The sequence below is a fragment of the Photorhabdus hindustanensis genome (genome assembly GCF_002968995.1).
GTDB classification, from domain to species: domain Bacteria; phylum Pseudomonadota; class Gammaproteobacteria; order Enterobacterales; family Enterobacteriaceae; genus Photorhabdus; species Photorhabdus akhurstii.
The window spans coordinates 34,099-51,824 of record NZ_PUWT01000030.1 but is presented as its reverse complement, the minus strand read 5'-3'; the positions used below and the strand labels follow the sequence as shown (position 1 = coordinate 51,824).

14 protein-coding genes are annotated in these 17,726 nt (G+C 42.8%); 7 read left to right on the top strand and 7 right to left on the bottom strand.

All coding sequences use genetic code 11. The annotated features are described in order from the left end of the window. Nucleotide 1: 1 nt before the first annotated feature. Genes tssE through tssB form a run of 3 tightly spaced genes read right to left on the bottom strand, consistent with a single transcriptional unit; the run spans nucleotide 2 to nucleotide 2,448 of the window. On the bottom strand, nucleotides 2–442 hold the full coding sequence (tssE, locus tag C6H66_RS12895) for a type VI secretion system baseplate subunit TssE (protein WP_105395803.1): 441 nt from the start codon (nucleotides 440–442) through the stop codon (nucleotides 2–4). A gap of 6 nt (nucleotides 443–448) precedes the next feature. Then, nucleotides 449–1,927: a type VI secretion system contractile sheath large subunit gene (tssC, locus tag C6H66_RS12890; protein ID WP_036813437.1), complete on the bottom strand. Its 1,479-nt coding sequence runs from the start codon at nucleotides 1,925–1,927 to the stop codon at nucleotides 449–451. Between the two features lie 23 nt (nucleotides 1,928–1,950). Then, a complete protein-coding gene (gene tssB / locus C6H66_RS12885) occupies nucleotides 1,951–2,448 on the bottom strand; it encodes a type VI secretion system contractile sheath small subunit (RefSeq protein ID WP_036813439.1) in 498 nt (165 codons plus the stop codon). Between the two features lie 923 nt (nucleotides 2,449–3,371). On the opposite strand from tssB, the gene C6H66_RS12880 reads away from it, so the two are divergent. From C6H66_RS12880 to C6H66_RS12865, 4 genes are all read left to right on the top strand, one after another. Continuing rightward, the gene (locus tag C6H66_RS12880; protein WP_036780207.1) at nucleotides 3,372–3,890 is read left to right on the top strand and encodes an Hcp family type VI secretion system effector; all 519 of its coding nucleotides are present in this window, start codon (nucleotides 3,372–3,374) and stop codon (nucleotides 3,888–3,890) included. A gap of 638 nt (nucleotides 3,891–4,528) precedes the next feature. Then, a complete protein-coding gene (locus C6H66_RS12875) occupies nucleotides 4,529–5,371 on the top strand; it encodes a 23S rRNA (adenine(2030)-N(6))-methyltransferase RlmJ (RefSeq protein ID WP_046395776.1) in 843 nt (280 codons plus the stop codon). Between the two features lie 111 nt (nucleotides 5,372–5,482). Further along, complete coding sequence (gene gorA, locus C6H66_RS12870) at nucleotides 5,483–6,835, top strand: glutathione-disulfide reductase (protein WP_105395802.1); 1,353 nt, start codon at nucleotides 5,483–5,485, stop codon at nucleotides 6,833–6,835. 314 nt (nucleotides 6,836–7,149) lie between these two features. After that, nucleotides 7,150–8,541 carry an amidohydrolase family protein gene (locus C6H66_RS12865; RefSeq protein ID WP_105395809.1) on the top strand — a complete coding sequence of 464 codons (1,392 nt, stop codon included), beginning with the start codon at nucleotides 7,150–7,152 and terminating at the stop codon, nucleotides 8,539–8,541. 20 nt (nucleotides 8,542–8,561) lie between these two features. On the opposite strand, the gene mobB is transcribed toward C6H66_RS12865, so the two are convergent. Beyond that, the gene (gene mobB, locus C6H66_RS12860; protein WP_105395801.1) at nucleotides 8,562–9,080 is read right to left on the bottom strand and encodes a molybdopterin-guanine dinucleotide biosynthesis protein MobB; all 519 of its coding nucleotides are present in this window, start codon (nucleotides 9,078–9,080) and stop codon (nucleotides 8,562–8,564) included. After that, on the bottom strand, nucleotides 9,077–9,667 hold the full coding sequence (gene mobA / locus C6H66_RS12855) for a molybdenum cofactor guanylyltransferase MobA (RefSeq protein WP_105395800.1): 591 nt from the start codon (nucleotides 9,665–9,667) through the stop codon (nucleotides 9,077–9,079). Before mobA ends, mobB begins: the two co-directional genes overlap by 4 nt. A 325-nt stretch (nucleotides 9,668–9,992) precedes the next feature. On the opposite strand from mobA, the gene C6H66_RS12850 reads away from it, so the two are divergent. The 3 genes from C6H66_RS12850 to polA all read left to right on the top strand — a co-directional run bounded on the left by C6H66_RS12850 (nucleotide 9,993) and on the right by polA (nucleotide 14,825). Beyond that, complete coding sequence (locus C6H66_RS12850) at nucleotides 9,993–10,985, top strand: serine/threonine protein kinase (protein ID WP_072165148.1); 993 nt, start codon at nucleotides 9,993–9,995, stop codon at nucleotides 10,983–10,985. Between the two features lie 20 nt (nucleotides 10,986–11,005). Continuing rightward, a complete protein-coding gene (dsbA, locus tag C6H66_RS12845) occupies nucleotides 11,006–11,629 on the top strand; it encodes a thiol:disulfide interchange protein DsbA (protein WP_040149055.1) in 624 nt (207 codons plus the stop codon). 406 nt (nucleotides 11,630–12,035) lie between these two features. After that, nucleotides 12,036–14,825: a DNA polymerase I gene (gene polA, locus C6H66_RS12840; protein WP_105395799.1), complete on the top strand. Its 2,790-nt coding sequence runs from the start codon at nucleotides 12,036–12,038 to the stop codon at nucleotides 14,823–14,825. Between the two features lie 90 nt (nucleotides 14,826–14,915). Here the strand turns inward: polA and C6H66_RS12835 are convergent, their stop codons facing one another. Together C6H66_RS12835 and C6H66_RS12830 are read right to left on the bottom strand one after the other, a co-directional pair. Continuing rightward, nucleotides 14,916–15,518, bottom strand: coding sequence for an RCC1 domain-containing protein (locus C6H66_RS12835; RefSeq protein ID WP_105395798.1), 603 nt, complete (start codon nucleotides 15,516–15,518; stop codon nucleotides 14,916–14,918). Between the two features lie 159 nt (nucleotides 15,519–15,677). Next, on the bottom strand, nucleotides 15,678–16,988 hold the full coding sequence (locus C6H66_RS12830; protein WP_105395797.1) for an RCC1 domain-containing protein: 1,311 nt from the start codon (nucleotides 16,986–16,988) through the stop codon (nucleotides 15,678–15,680). Nucleotides 16,989–17,726: the final 738 nt, after the last annotated feature.

Below are 17,726 nucleotides of genomic sequence, written 5' to 3'. Positions count from 1 at the left end.
TTTATTGAGTCCTCTCTAGGCAATAACGCCGGTTGTTATCCAGTTGAATGTTAAATTCAACAGCGTCATGAATATCATCCAGGGATACCTGCGCGTTGATGTGAAAACGTAACAACAACGGATCACTATCATCATGAATTGCACTGACAGTGACTGACGATATTCTTGGTTCATAATTTGTGATGCAATGCACTATTGCTTGCTCAATACTCTGTTTAAAGTCCGTTGCCGTGGTTGTGGCGTCATTGAGATCAATGACGCCAAGATCAACCGCACTCTGACAAGCACCCGGATGAGTATTGAGAACATGATTCAGGTGCCGTTTTATGGAATTGAGCAGTTCACGCATTCTTGATTGGCGGGAAGAACCGGAGTTCTTCCCCTGAATACGCTCGAACAAGCTGGCAGAGCCTTCTCTATTCCAACTGTACAGCGTAGCCATGACCCATTACTCCTTATCCAAACGGCCTACTAGTGACAACTCAAAGCTGGCTCCCATATATTTAAAATGAGGGCGAACTTGCATTGCCACTTGATACCAACCTGGATCTCCTTCCACATCCAAAACCTGAATTTGGGCAGAACGCAGAGGGCGACGGCTACGGACATCCGTTGGCGGATTTTCCTGATCGGCAATGTACTGTTTCAGCCAGGTGTTCAGTTCACGCTCCAAATCCTGACGCTCTTTCCAGGAACCAATCTGCTCGCGTTGCAACACTTTGATGTAGTGTGCAAGACGGTTGATGATGAACATATAGGGCAGTTGAGTACCCAGTTTGTAGTTGGTTTCAGCCATTTTCCCTTCGCGAGTATTCGGGAAAACTTTTGGCTTCTGGACTGAGTTGGCAGAGAAGAATGCGGCGTTGTCACTGCCTTTACGCATTGTCAGGGTGATAAAGCCCTCTTCTGCCAATTCGAATTCACGGCGATCGGTAACTAAAACTTCTGTCGGGATCTTGGCTTGGATCTGTCCCATTGCTTCGAATAGGTGAACCGGTAGATCGCTGACAGTCCCCCCGCTTTGTGGACCGATAATGTTCGGACACCAGCGATATTTGGCGAAGCTGTCAGTCAAACACGTCGCTAGCAGATAAGCGGTATTACCCCATAGGAAATGTTCGTGATCTTTGCTGACATCTTCCTGATAGTTAAAGTTTTTAATTGGGTTTTCGACAGTTGAGTAAGGTAGACGCAACAAGAAGCGCGGCGCTGTCAGACCTAGGTAACGCGCATCCTCCGATTCGCGCAGCGAACGCCATTTAGTGTGTGCCGGACCTTCGAAGACAGATTTCAGATCTTTAATCGCTGGCAACTCGGTGAAGCTGCTGATACCAAAGAAATCAGGTGAAACGGAAGAGAGGAATGGCGCGTGAGCCATTGCGCCAACCGCACTGACGTATTGCATTAGTTTGATATCGGGTGAGCTATTGCTGAATGCATAGTTACCGATGACCGCGGCGACCGGTTCGCCGCCAAACTGGCCATAACCTGTCGAGTAGACATGTTTGTATAAGCCTGATTGAATGATTTCTGGTGAAAATTCGAAATCTTCCAGTAACTCTTCTTTGGTCGCGTGGATGATGTTGATTTTGATGTTCTCACGGAAATCGGTACGATCAACCAGCAATTTCAGCGAACGCCAGGATGACTCCAGTTCTTGGAACTCTTTGGCATGCATAATTTCATCAACTTGAGTGCTGAGTGTTTTATCAAGTTCAACAATCATTCTATCAACAACAAGCTTGTTGACAGGTTCTTCGCTAGTACCGGTATCCAAAATGCTGCTGATAAAAGCGGCTACACCCTGTTTCGCGATGTGGTAGCCATCATTTTCCGGCGTCATTCTTGCCTGAGACATAATCTCGTCAAGCAAAGAGGTAGTGGACCCTGGGGTTAATGTTGTACTGCTCTCTTCATGCAAGGACATGTTAAAAACTCCTTTTCAGTCAATTACTTTTGATTGACGATTTCAAGCTCTTTTAGAAGTTGTTCGCGGACTTTCTCATCACCCAATAATTCCTGTAAGCGGGTGCGGAATGCCGGAATATTTCCTAATGGCCCTTTTAGTGCGACAAGCGCTTCACGTAGCTCTAAAAGTTTATTTAATTCAGGCACTTTCTTCGCTACGTTGTCGGGTGAGAAATCATTGAGTGATTTTATTTCCAGGTTAATCGGCAGGTCATCTCCGTTATTATCGTTGAGGCGATTGGGGACACTAAAAGTGAGATTGATATTGGCTTCATTCATCACGGCATTAAAGTTATTTTTGTGCACAGAAACAGCTTGCCGTTCTTCAATTGGCATATCTTCTTTTGTTCCTTTAAGGTCACCGACGATAAGCAGGTTGAGAGGTAATTCAATTTCGGCTACTTGATCACCGGTATTCGGAACGTATTTGATATTAATCCTTTCTTTTGGCGCTACGCTACCTGAACTATCTTTACTCATATTAGAATCCTTTGGGTAATACAATTAGGCAATTAGGAATTATCTGATAACAATATTGGATGAGAGAGTTGCCCTTAGATACCTACCTATATGTGACGGAGACCATAAAATTCTCCCGGATTAAGGAGCGGGAGATTCACTGCATTGAATTGGATAGTAAGCTGACTTTCTATGAGCATATAGATAAATACGAAATTCAGAATATTCTTACTCATCGAACAATAGCATCAATATAGAACACTTTGCAAAGCAAAGTCTCGCATTTTGTTTTTTTATTGTAAAGCTAAAATATATATAGGTATACCCCCTATTCGGCATTTTGATGATTTTATGATATTTGGCAATAAGTTACAATTAGGTGTTTTCTTAAGCTGTTTATTGGTAAAAGAACTCTATATAGTTATTGAGTATCATCTATTTTTTTGTATTTGTGATTTTTTGTTTCATTGTGTAACAAAGTATTTCTAAATGTATTTTTGTTTACATTTTAGAATTAGTTTCATCTTGTAAATATTAGTTTTGCACTTAACTAAGTGGATGGGCTTATTTTTTTTGACCCAGATCTCAATTTTTGATTGATCAAAATATAATTTAGATTGGCATTGTTAAAATTGTTGTATTTCATATGGATATGTCATTTCATCTTTAAATTAAATGAGTGTGAACAGTTAGTTATTCTATCAATATAGCCAATTTTAAATTTATTTTTTAAAATGGCATTAATTATAATATTTTCATTTGTTGATGATAGGTTGATAATTTTGCAATTTAGATTTTATTTTGAAATGAGCTGGTTGGTATTTATTATTCGTTTCAGCGTTCAATACATTGTAAGTGATTTTTTCCAAGATGAAATAATCACTATTGAAAGTAATATGAGCGTTACCTTAATGTTGACACAATCTCTATAAAGGATATTTGCAATGCCAACTCCATGTTATATTTCCATCACTGGAAAAACACAGGGTAATATTACCGCAGGTTCATTCACTGCTGAATCAGTGGGTAATATTTATGTTCAGGGCCATGAAGATGAAATGCTGGTTCAAGCATTTGATCATGTCGTCACCGTACCAACTGATCCTCAATCAGGTCAGCCATCAGGTCAGCGTGCTCATAAACCATTCCGTTTTACTGTGGCATTAAATAAATCTGTTCCATTGCTTTATAACGCATTGGCTTCGGGTGAAATGCTGACAAGTGTAGTATTGAAATGGTATCGCACTTCGGTTGAAGGGAAACAAGAACACTTCTTCACGACGCAGTTGGAAGATGCCACTATTATCGACATCGATTGCAATATGCCTCATTGCCAGGACCCAACAAAAGCTGAATTTACTCAGTTGGTTCGTGTTTCTCTGTCTTATCGTAAGATTAACTGGGAGCATACAACCGCAGGTACTTCCGGCGCAGATGATTGGCGTGCGCCTATTGTTGCCTAATAGGTAATATAATTATTCAGCCAATGAAATATCTCTTCATTGGCTGAAACACTTAATTTTTCTTTATTTTAAGTTGAAGATTTCTAATAACTGTCTTCAACTTTTTTCAGCTTTTTTGATTTTCTTCTTTATTTTCCCTTCAATTTTTTACACGTACTATTTAACGATATTGCTTAATAGTCTCGATAACATTAAGTTATTTTTTCTGGTTTTTCTTTTGATTATTTTTCCATAAGCGAGAGTTAACATTTTCCAATCTCTGTTCCTGATTGGTGATTTCGTGAGCATTAACATAAAATCTCGTATATTTAATTGTTCGTTTGATGTCTTGTTTTTTTAATTGCACAATTCTTATTGTTTGTAATTACGTAAGTATTACTTATGATTATCAGTGAAAATGTAAATAGTATTACTTAATTAAACATCGTGTTGGTCTGGGCAGAGTTTTTCACTTATCCTAAATTTTTATTAATATGATTAAAGGGATCGTCAGGAGAAAGATGAGGAGCCTGACATTTTTGTCGTTAATGGGGCTATAATAGGGCCTTACTATCTGTCCCATCTACTGGGATGGGTTTTTAGTTGTCAGGTACTCTATCTGACAATCAACCTATTCTCTGCTCTGGGGTCTGAAATTAATGCTAAGTTATCGCCACAGTTTTCATGCTGGTAATCATGCCGATGTGCTCAAGCACACTGTACAAAGCTTAATCATTGAATCTCTTAAAGAAAAAGAAAAACCTTTTCTCTATCTGGATACTCATGCTGGTGCGGGGCGCTATCAACTCAGCAGTGAACATGCTGAGCGTACTGGTGAGTACTTGGAAGGGATTGCCCGCGTTTGGCAGCGTGAAGATTTACCGCAGGAATTGAACGCTTATATAAGTACAGTGGCCGCACTGAATCAGAGTGGCAACTTACGTTACTATCCGGGATCGCCTTTTATCGCCCGCCATTTACTACGGCAGGATGATAAGTTCAATCTGACAGAACTGCATCCGAGTGATTTTCCTTTATTACGTAATGAATTCTCCAGCGATAACCGCGCCAGGGTTGTGCGTGAAGATGGTTATCAGCAATTAAAATCACAATTGCCGCCGCCGAGTCGCCGTGGGTTCATTCTTATTGATCCGCCTTATGAACTGAAATCGGATTATCAGGCGGTTGTACAGGCAATTCAGGAAGGTTATAAGCGTTTTGCAACCGGTGTTTATGCGTTGTGGTACCCAGTGGTATTACGCCAGCAGATCAAACGGCTGGTTAAAGAGCTGGAAGCAACGGGCATTCGCCGTATTTTACAAATTGAGTTGGCTGTCCGGCCTGATAGCGATCAACGAGGAATGACCGCCTCTGGCATGATCGTGATTAACCCGCCTTGGAAACTGGAACAGCAGATGAAATCGGTGTTGCCGTGGTTACATCAGGTTCTGGTGCCGGAAGGAATTGGTCACACCTTGGTTAAATGGGTGGCGCCAGAATAGTTTTTAGCAATGGCAGCGAGAGCCAGAACCATCGCGACTGCTTGATATTTTTTGCCATAATTAGGCTTTGGGTATTAACTCCCTTGAATTGATTAGATGGAAACAATCCGGATGAGCAAACATTACGATTATATAGCGATTGGTGGTGGCAGTGGCGGCATAGCATCAATTAACCGTGCGGCTATGTACGGGCAGAAATGTGCCTTAATTGAAGCCAAGGCATTGGGTGGAACGTGTGTCAATGTGGGGTGTGTGCCGAAGAAAGTGATGTGGCATGCGGCGCAAATTGCTGAATCTATCCACCAATATGGGCCAGATTATGGCTTTGATACGACAATCAACCGCTTTAACTGGAAGACGCTCATTGCCAGTCGCACTGCTTATATCGATCGTATCCACCAGTCTTATGAACGTGGCTTGGGTAACAATAAAGTTGATGTGATCCAAGGGTTTGCCCGTTTTGTTGATGCACATACTGTTGAAGTGAATGGTGAAAAAATCACCGCAGATCATATTCTGATTGCGACAGGCGGCCGTCCTGTGCGGCCTGATATACCAGGATCAGAATATGGTATTGATTCTGACGGTTTTTTTGCATTGGAAGAGATGCCAAAGCGGGTTGCAGTTGTTGGCGCAGGCTATATTGCTGTAGAAATTGCCGGTGTATTGCATCCGCTTGGTAGTGAAACCCATCTATTTGTGCGTCAACATGCACCGTTGCGCTCTTTTGATCCGATGATTGTTGAAACACTCTTGGAAGTTATCAATACCGAAGGACCTACTTTGCATACAGAATCGGTGCCAAAATCAGTATGTAAAAATGCGGATGGCAGCTTGACCTTGCAATTGCAGAACGGCAAAGAACAAATCGTTGATACCCTAATCTGGGCTATTGGCCGTGAACCCGCAACGGATAATCTGAACCTGTCTGTAGCCGGTGTTGAGTTGAATGAAAAAGGTTATATCAAAGTTGATAAATACCAGAACACGAATGTGAAAGGTGTTTATGCAGTGGGCGATAACACTGGTGCAGTGGAGTTAACTCCCGTTGCGGTTGCCGCAGGTCGTCGTCTGTCTGAGCGTCTGTTTAACAGTAAACCAGAAGAACATCTGGATTACACCAATATTCCAACCGTCGTATTCAGCCATCCGCCTATTGGTACTGTGGGGTTGACTGAACCTCAGGCGAAAGCGCAATTTGGTGAAGAACAGGTAAAAACTTATCAATCTTCTTTTACTGCAATGTATACCGCTGTTACTCAACATCGCCAGCCGTGCCGGATGAAATTGGTATGTGTCGGGCCGGAAGAGAAAATTGTTGGCATTCATGGTATCGGCTTCGGAATGGATGAAATGTTGCAAGGTTTCGCTGTTGCATTGAAGATGGGGGCAACGAAGAAAGACTTTGATAACACGGTTGCGATTCATCCCACTGCGGCGGAAGAGTTTGTAACGATGCGGTGATATTGTTGAACCCTATCTATAATATTTTTCTAAAGGCCGATTCCATTCGGCCTTTCTCTTACCAATCTCTCTTATCAGAGTTAGGTGTAAGGATTTGCGCACAAACGAATGAAACACACGGAAGCGCATATTATTTGTGTAGATTTAACATTATACCTGTTCATTACAGGCTGATTGACGTGGTTGGCTAAATACTGCAATCATCTTGTTATTCAATGTCTAATTCTTTAGTAAAAACTGCCGTAAACCCTCGATAGGGTAGGAAGCAGTCACATTCAGTGAGCTTTTTTGAGGATTCAAATAAGGACTTAAATGTGGAAAAAACTCAACAGCAAAGCCGAAGAGCTTTTCTTAGCCAAACGGGTAAATTCACTACCGCTTGTGCAGCGGTTTCCTTGACCGGGGGGATCGTACAGGCTATACCATCAACCACTGCCGCTAATACATCATTGATGCAGACTACCCTTACTGATAGCCATTACTATCTGAGAGATGTGCTATTGGAGGATGGGTTTGAATATAATGGCGATACTGTGATTGGCACGCATACCGCATTATATACATTGGAAATTAAAGATGGTCGGCTCGCTGCAATCCATGCTGCGAGTGTGCTACTAAATACGCATTTGCCGTGCTATCAAGCGCAGGGACAACTGTTGTTGCCTACTTTTCGTGATATGCACATCCATCTAGATAAGACTTTCTACGGTGGTCCGTGGCAGGCACCGTTACCTCGCCAGGGTAAAACCATTATGGATATGATCGCTCAAGAACAAACTCTGATCCCCAAGCTGTTGCCTACCTCTCAGCAGCGAGCAGAGGGTTTGATCGCTCTGTTGCAATCGAAGGGCAGTACGGTAGCCCGTAGCCATTGTAATATTGATCCGGTTAGTGGTTTGAAGAGTTTGGAGCATTTGCAGTATGCATTAGATAATCACCGTGATGATTTCAGTTGTGAAATCGTTGCTTTTCCTCAACACGGTTTGCTGCACTCTAAAGTGGAGGGGCTGATGCGTGAGGCGATGCAAATGGGGGTACAGTATGTTGGTGGGCTAGATCCTACTAATGTAGATGCTGCGATGGAGAAATCACTGGATACCATGTTCCAGATTGCTCTCGATAATAACGCAGGTGTGGATATTCATCTGCATGAGACAAGTCCAGCAGGTGTTGCGGCTATCAACTACATGATTGATATAGTGGAAAAAACATCCGCTTTGCGGGGCAAAGTCACTATCAGTCACGCTTTTGCCCTGACCACATTGGATGAGGGGAAACTAACAGAGACTGCTTCCCGCTTGGCGGAACAGCAAATCACGATTGCTTCTACAGTGCCGATCGGTAGCTTAATGATGCCGTTGCCGCAACTCAGAGATAAAGGGGTATTTATTATGACCGGTACTGATAGTGTGATTGATCACTGGTCGCCGTTTGGCACCGGCGATATGTTGGAAAAAGCGAATTTGTACGCACAATTGTACCGCGGCTCAGATGAATTTCACCTTTCCCGCTCTATGGCTATTGCTACTGGCGGTGTGTTGCCCCTTAATGACCAAGGGCAGCGTATTTGGCCGCGAGTAGGTGATAAGGCTGAATTTGTCTTGGTGACAGCTAGTTGTTCTGCCGAGGCCGTGGCACGCTTACCTGCCCGTCAGGCAACGTTCCATAAAGGGTGTTTGGTGTCTGGAGCGATAGTTAAGGCGTGATCAAATAAAAGTACAACTATTTAGCGCTCCAGTTTCAGCCATTCGACAATAAAATCAGCCACCTGTTCAGGCTGATTGATATTCAATTGTGGCAAAATAGTCTCCAATTTTTCATCACTGGCAACAGCAATCACATGTTGATCAAGCAGATCGTTTAATCGGTGGTTAAGAATTTTGCGGTATAGAACGATCTTATTGATTGGTTCATCTTTAAAACCTTCCACTAGAATCAGATCCAGTGAATTTGGATCAAAACGGCTGGCAAGATAGTTCAAATCTAATTCCTGCAAATCTGGCGTTTCCGTCATTAATGCCCAGCGTTGCTGGTTGGCAACCAGAGTTTGCTCTGCGCCAGCTTTGCGCAGCTCATAACTGTCTTTGCCCGGTTTATCCACATCCATATCGTGATGGGTGTGTTTTATCAGACCGACCCGGATTTGCCTCTGACGTAATAGTGGGATCACGTGTTTGAGAAGTGTTGTTTTTCCTGTTCCGCTATAGGCTGTTATACCCAGTAGCGGAAGCGGTTTTGTACTCATTTTCTGATCTCCTGTATATGCTCCCAATGTTGGCAATCTTCCGGTGTGTTCAGATTAGTAAAGGCAGTAGGATTGTCATCAAACTGAACGGCTATCGCTTTGATCTTATGCATAAACAGTATCAATTTGCGCTCACCATCAGCCAGATAATTTTCTAATTGAGGAAAAAGACTGCGGTGTAGTAAAGCGATGGTAGGGTGAGCCCGGTTGCCATCATTTACATAGGTTGCTAATGCTTGCTGTTTTCCTTGCCATAAGCGAGTGACCAAATCAGTAGGGAGATTTGGTACATCACAAGGAGCAAACATAACCCAGTCGTGACTAGCTGATTTTAGGGCTGTCAGCATTCCTGAAAGGGGGCCAAAGAAGTCTGGCGTTAAATCTGGAATAATTTGATAACCACTTTGTCGGTAAATATCCAGATTGCGGTTGGCGTTGATAATTAATTCATCTACTTGTGGAAGTAGCCTATCCGCAATATGTTGGTACAGTGGTTTTTTATTTAAAAAAATTAACCCTTTATCATTGCCGCCCATACGGGTGGCGCGACCTCCTGCAAGGATCACTCCGCTTATTTTTGGTTGCATAATGTTCAAGTTATCAACTGAGGTAGTTATCAACGCTAATATAACCTCTTTTAGCTTGATTATTTGGGCTCAGCCACGTGTTTTTAAAATAGGAGCACGGGATAACTTGCTGATAAAAGAGTCATCTTTACGCTTATTGACAGAGCAATCCTTTCTCTAGGCGGTCATCCCTGTTAATTTGTATAGGCTTTATTTGTGAGGGATTCGGTATGAAATGTCGTTTATCTGTGTTGGATAATGGCTGAAATAAGGATTACCAAGTGGATTTTCAAACTGCGCTATTGCGTGCCGTGGCGTTATTACAGATTAATCAAGAGAATAGAATGTGCTAACAAACCAGTCTGCTTTTAATTTCCGGGAGTTAACGCCGGATTTGATTATGGATGCATTGGTGCAGACCGGGCTGTATGTCGATTCCGGGCTGACAGAATTAAACAGTTATGAAAACCGTGTTTATCAGTTTACGGATGAAGATCGTAAACGTTATGTTGTGAAATTTTACCGGCCACTACGTTGGGACCAGCAGCAGATTCAGGAAGAGCACGATTTTGCTTTGGCGTTACAACAGGCTGATTTACCTGTTGCGGCACCTTTGGTATTTAATAAGCAAACTTTACTGACGTTTAAGGATTTCTTTTTTGCCGTTTTTCCAAGCATTGGGGGGCGTCAGTATGAATCCGATAATCTCTTTCAGTTAGAAGATGTAGGGCGTTTGCTAGGGAGAATTCATCAGATTGGCCGTCGGCAAAAATTCACTTATCGTCCAACTATCGGGTTAAATGAGTATCTGCATCAACCACGACAGGATTTGGCTGCATGTGAGTTGATTCCTGAGGGACAGAAAAGGCAATTTTTGGCAGTATTGGATGATTTGATAGATGTCGTAGCATCATATTGGCGCGATGATTGGCAAATATTGAGGCTTCATGGTGACTGTCATCCGGGTAATATCTTGTGGCGTGACGAAGCTTGGTTTGTTGATCTTGATGATGCGCGTAACGGTCCGGCAATTCAGGATTTATGGATGCTGCTTCATGGCTCCCGTCAGGAACAACTATTGCAGTTAGATACACTGTTGGAAGCCTATAGTGAATTTGCAGATTTTGATCCAAAGGCGTTGTCATTGATAGAGCCATTACGTGCCATGCGGATGGTCTATTATTTAGCATGGGTTACCCGACGTTGGCAGGATCCTGCTTTCCCTAAAGCATTTCCTTGGATGACAGATACCGATTTTTGGTTAAAACAGACGTCACTTTTTTCTGAACAGATTAAGCTGTTGCAGGAACCACCTTTGCAGCTTAACCCGATGTATTAATGTTTATCATGGAGATAGTTATGAAGAAGTTTTGGTTAGCTTTAGTCGGAATGGTGATGGCATTTAGCGCATCTGCCGCCAATTTTACCGAAGGAAAACAGTATACTGAATTGAAGTCGCCGGTGGCGGATCAACCACCGGTGTTAGAGTTCTTCTCTTTCTATTGCCCCCACTGTTATCAGTTTGAAGAGATTTTTAAAGTTCCTCAGACGGTGAAACAGCATTTACCGGAAGGGACAAAACTTGTCCGTTATCATGTGGATTTTTTAGGGCCACTGGGTAAAGAATTGACTACTGCCTGGGCTGCGGCAATGGCAATGGGGGTTGAAGACAAAGTGACTCCAGTGCTGTTTGAGGGTATTCAGAAAACACTGGCTATTAAGACTACGAATGATATTCGCAATGCCTTTATCAAAGCTGGGGTGACGGCTGAGGATTATGATGCTGCCATGAGTAGTTTTGTGGTGAAATCCTTAGTTGTTAAGCAGCAAAAAGCCGCTCAGGATTTGCAACTGCGAGGTGTACCGGCAATGTTTGTTAACGGCAAGTATATGGTGAAAAATGACGGCATTGATGCCTCTTCTGCTGATAACTATGCAAAATCCTATTCAGACGTGGTTAACTTCCTGTTAAATCAGAAGTAATGTTGATGGTGCTGAAATAGAATGACGTAAGCATGTGCCGGAGTGAGAACCTTTGGCACAATGTGTGTCAGAAAGACTTGCATGTCAGAAAGACTTTTTTGTAAGACAAACTCTGGTTATATCCACAACTCTGTGATCTATAAGGCAATATGACAGTTTGATGACTAAGATTATAAGTCATTGATTTTTTACCAGAGGTTGATAAGTTTTTTTTATCAACGATCACTACCTAAATAAAACTTGTAATATCTATACACAAAGTTATCCACAGAATTTATAGTAGAGTGTGAATATCTGAATCGGGTTTCAGCAAAGAAAATTCACATAAAATTCGTTTCCTACTTCTTGCTGTGGCATCCTAGTTCCTTATCACACCCGTAATAAATACAGATAATGAAGAAGATTTATGGCTCAGATAGCAGACAATCCCCTGATTTTGGTTGATGGCTCCTCATACCTTTATCGTGCTTATCATGCTTTCCCTCCGCTGACGAATAGCGCAGGAGAGCCGACCGGAGCCATGTATGGTGTATTGAATATGCTACGCAGCTTGATAATGCAGTATAAACCAAGCCATGTAGCGGTGGTATTTGATGCTAAAGGCAAAACTTTTCGTGATGAATTGTTCGCTGAGTATAAGTCTCATCGTCCTCCTATGCCGGATGATCTGCGTACTCAGATAGAACCGCTACATCAGATGGTCGAAGCTATGGGATTACCATTGCTGGTGGTGCCAGGAGTAGAAGCTGATGATGTTATCGGGACTTTGGCGTTACAGGCAGAAAAAGAGGGGCGTGCGGTACTTATCAGTACTGGCGATAAAGATATGGCGCAACTGGTAACGCCGAATATCACGCTTATCAATACCATGAATAACACCATCTTGGGACCGGAAGAAGTCGTTGAAAAGTATGGTGTTCCGCCAGATTTGATTATCGATTTTCTAGCATTGATGGGAGACTCTTCTGACAATATTCCTGGCGTACCTGGGGTGGGAGAAAAAACCGCACTGGGGTTACTGCAAGGGATTGGTGGCATGGATGATATCTTTGCCAATCTGGATAAAATTGCCGGGCTCAGTTTCCGTGGGGCGAAAACGCTGGCGGATAAGATGGAGCAGCATAAAGATGTCGCTTATCTCTCCTATCAACTGGCAACTATCAAAACCGATGTTGAGTTGGATAAAACCTGCGTTGCTTTGTCAGTTAAAGAGCCTGATACGGAGAAACTGCATCAGTTGTTTTCCCGTTATGAGTTCAAACGTTGGTTAAGTGATGTGGCAAACGGCGATTGGCTGGCAGAGAAAGGTAAAAAACCGGTATCCACTGGCAATGGTGAATCATCTCCGACGGAAGATAAATCTGCTGCGGCTACACTCTCTTCTGATAATTATCAGACTATTCTTAATCAGCAAAGCTTTGATGAGTGGATTGAGAAACTGAAAAAATCGCCGGTTTTTGCTTTTGATACTGAAACTGACAGCCTTGACACTTTGACTGCTAATTTGGTGGGAATGTCATTTGCGATTTCTGCTGGCGATGCGGCTTATCTACCTCTAGGCCATGACTATCTGGGCGCGCCTGAACAACTTGACAGAGAAGTTGTGTTGGCTGCATTAAAACCGCTGCTTGAAGATAGTAACCTGCTGAAAATTGGTCAGAATATTAAGTTTGATCGTGGCGTGTTGGCGCGTTACGGCATTGAACTGCAAGGCATTGCTTACGATACCATGCTGGAATCTTACGTACTTAATAGCGTTGCAGGCATGGGTCGGCATGATATGGATAGCCTGGCTGAACGCCATTTGAATCATAAGACCACGACTTTTGAAGAGATTGCCGGTAAAGGTAAAAATCAGCTCACTTTTAATCAAGTCCCGGTGGAACAGGCCGCAATGTACGCCGCAGAAGATGCAGATGTTACTTTATTGTTGCATCAGGCCATGTGGCCGCAATTGGAGAAAGCGCCAACGCTAGAAAAAGTATTCCTGAATACAGAAATGCCACTGGTCATGGTGCTTTCCCGTATGGAACGTACAGGTGTGCTAATTGATGCGAATATTTTGGCTGAACATTCAAAAGAGATCACAGCCCGTTTGGATGAGTTGGAAAAAGAAGCACATGAATTGGCAGGTGAGGTTTTCAATCTGGCTTCGCCAAAACAGTTACAGGCGATATTGTTTGAAAAACTGCAATTGCCAGTGGTAAAGAAAACGCCGGGCGGCGCTCCATCTACGAATGAAGAAGTGCTGGAAGAGTTAGCGGATAATCATGTGTTGCCGAAAGTGATTTTGGAGCATCGTGGGTTGGCAAAATTGAAATCCACTTACACCGATAAATTACCACAGATGGTCCATCCGCTGACCAAACGGGTGCATACTTCCTATCACCAAGCGGTAACGGCAACCGGGCGTCTTTCTTCACGTGATCCTAATTTGCAAAATATTCCTGTCCGTAATGAAGAGGGCCGCCGCATTCGTCAGGCATTTGTGGCACCTGAAAGTTACCGGATTATGGCCGCTGACTATTCTCAGATTGAGTTGCGGATAATGGCCCATTTATCTCAAGATCAAGGGTTGTTGAAGGCTTTTGCTGAGGGGCAAGACATTCACCGGGCAACGGCGGCGGAAGTCTTTGGTTTGCCACTGGAACAGGTAACCAGTGAGCAGCGCCGTAGTGCCAAAGCGATTAACTTTGGTTTGATCTATGGAATGAGTGCATTTGGCCTTTCCCGTCAGTTGGGTATTCCTCGCGGTGAAGCTCAACGCTATATGGATCTCTATTTTGAACGCTATCCGGGGGTATTGGCATATATGGAGCGTACTCGTAAGCAAGCGGAAGGGCAGGGTTACGTTGAAACGCTGGATGGCCGTCGTCTTTATCTGTCAGATATCAAATCTCGCAATGCCATGCGCCGTAAGGCAGCAGAACGTGAAGCTATTAACGCGCCAATGCAGGGAACTGCGGCGGATATCATCAAAAAAGCCATGATTGCGGTGGATGATTGGATTGTCAGTGAAGAACCGAAAGTTCGTATGATTATGCAGGTTCACGATGAGCTGGTATTTGAGGTCCATGAATCAGAACTTGAAAATGCAGAACAGAAAATCCGTGAATTGATGGAGAAGAGTATGGTGCTTGATGTTCCATTGAAAGTAGATGTAGGTATCGGTGACAATTGGGATCAGGCGCATTGATATTTTGAATTAACAGTGATGGCTGAGCTGTGTATTTGGCTCAGCCTTTTTTGAACTGTTCACAATAAATGGTAATGTTTAATGGTTCTGCTAATCATAGTCACCATGTGCTCTGGTGTCACCGCCTCCCCAAGCCACTCTCTTGCCATTTTCCCGTATGGCTATAAATGTCAGTTGTGTTGCACCTAGGCTGATAATATCTTTCAATTTGGCAATATCGGACGGCATGCGTCCGCCTGAATAAAGATCTCCCCAGGAAACCACACTGTGGTCTTCCCGCAGAGCTGCGAATGCTCCGCGTGTTGAACTCAGGTTGACGATATCTTGTAGTTGGGCAATTTCTGGTGGGATCTGACCACCATAATTTTCATCTCCCCAAGCAACCACGCTATGGTTTGCCCGTAGCGCGGCGAATGCAGTGCTAGTTGCACTCAAGCTGATGATATCTCGCAATACAATAATCTCAGGGGGGATTTGACTGCCAAGGTTGTTCACGTCCCACGAGGAAAAAGGGTTTTCCCAAGCGGTTACACTGCCATTTTGTAATAACATGGCGGTTACTCTATCATTGGTGACAATATAGTTATAATGATCATTATTACTGTAATTACTATATCTTGCAGATTTACAGTGTTGTTTAATAAAACTATTGTCAGTATTTATATCTGGCGAGAAATTATTGGGTTGGTTCATATTACTCTCCTGATAAGGTCGTATCGGATTTACCTTTGCCCATAGGGAGTTTGTTGTCGTGAAACCTATTACCTTTACGGGCTAAGCTAGGGAGCGATTTTGTTTAGGAATATTAATGATTTTCTTATTTGCGATGAAAAAATAATGTCTAATAGCCAGCTAGTTATATTCTCCATGTTCTAAAAGATCTCCACCGCCCCAGCCGACTCTCCGACCGTCCGCCCGCAAAGCTGAAAAAGCAGTGGCTGTTGAATCCAGACTAACAATATCTTTTAACTTTTCGATCTCGGGGGGAACATAACCACCATATTGTCCGGGTCCCCAGGCGACTACACTACCGTTTGCTCGCAGCGCTGCGAAAGCATAAAGGGTTGAACTCAGGCTGACGATATCTTGTAATTGGGAAATCTCGTATGGAATTCGTAATTGCTTATCTTTATTCGAATCTTCCCAGAAAACTATGCTACGATTCGCCCGCAAAGCTGCGAAAGCATAGACGGTTGAACTCAAGCTGACAATATCCTGTAGTTGGGCAATATCGGGTGGGATACGGACATTATGATCCGGAATTCCCCAAGTAACCACGCTACGATCTGCTCGTAGCGCCGCGAATGCTTGATTTGTTGAACTTAGACTGACAATATCGTTCAGCTTAGCAATTTCTGGTGGAATTATATTTCCCCAAACAGCCACGCTACGGTCCGCCCGTAGCGCTGCAAATGTCTGCCCTGTTGAACTCAGGCTGGTGATATCTTTTAGTTGGGTAACTTCGGGAATTGGTCTGTAACCTGCTCCTCCCCAAATAACCACGCTACGGTCTGCCCGTAGCGCTGCAAAATACTCAAGAATTGAACTTAGGCTGACGATATCTTTTAGTTGGGCAATTTCGGGTGGTATCTGACCGCCGTACCTATCATTTCCCCAAGCAACCATACTACGGTCAGCCCGCAGCGCTGCAAATGCCTCCCCTGTTGAACTCAGGCTGACGATATCTTTTAGTTGGGCAATTTCGGGTGGTATCTGACCGCCGTACTCATCACGTCCCCAAGCAACTACGCTACGGTCTGCCCGTAGCGCGGCGAAAGCAAAAGTTGTTGAACTCAGGCTGACAATATCTTTTAGTTGGGCAATTTCGGGTGGGATCAGGCCACCGAAACCCTTATTTCCCCAGACAACTACGCTACGGTCCGTCCGTAGCGCTGCGAAAGCATAAAGGGTTGAACTCAGGCTGACGATATCCCGTAGTTGAGCAATTTCAGGCGGAACATAGCCGCCAGACATTATATCCCCCCAGGCGATGACATTGCCATTTTTCAATAGCATGGCAGTTGCTAGGATGCTAGTAGATACAATAGAGCTGTTATTGTTTTTCGATGAATATTTTTTCCAATTATCTTCAAATGCATATCTTCCTAAAGAAGAGTTATTATCATTACTTGTGTTCGGTGATGAGTTATCATGTTGGTTCATATTACTCTCCTGATAAGGTCGTATCGGATTTACCTTTGCCCATAGGGAGTTTGTGCAGTGAAACCTATCCCTTGTGGGTAAGTTAGATGACTACTTTAATTAAAAAATATTAATGTATTAATGCAAAAAAGTGTAATAGGAAAAAGCTATCAGATGATTATATGGCTTATATATTTTTGCAAAATAAAGCTCTCATGAGCTGTGATATTATGTTTGGTATTTATTTAAGTTTTTGAAAAAAATCAAGTTATATTCTGATTCTTCGTGTTTCCCTAGTCTTCCGGCTTGGAAGATATAACGGTTGTTTCTAAATTAGACTTTTTTGTTTTAACGTTATGTTAGTTTCTTCATTTAAATAATATTTATGTAAATCATCATTCCTACTCCCGCATAAATTTAGAATTCATCGTTAAGAATAACTTTTTTGCATATCAGCTAAGAAGCAGATAAATCATATAAATTTCTTCTTTTTGAATCATCCTTACATGTTTTTACACTGATATTATCTCGGAATGTCTGTGGTTCTATGTGATCCAATTTCAATTTTGGTCTTTATGCTTATGGCTTCTCCTTCTTCAACCTATATCTTGTAGCTGAACAATTGCAGAATGAAAGGGGTAGTTATTCATATAGTTGTTTGGATATGTATTCTTGTAATAAGAATTTTACATTTTTTTGTTTACTATCTCAGTGATGACATTAAAAAATGGTTTCAGTTGTGGATGAAACAGAGCAATT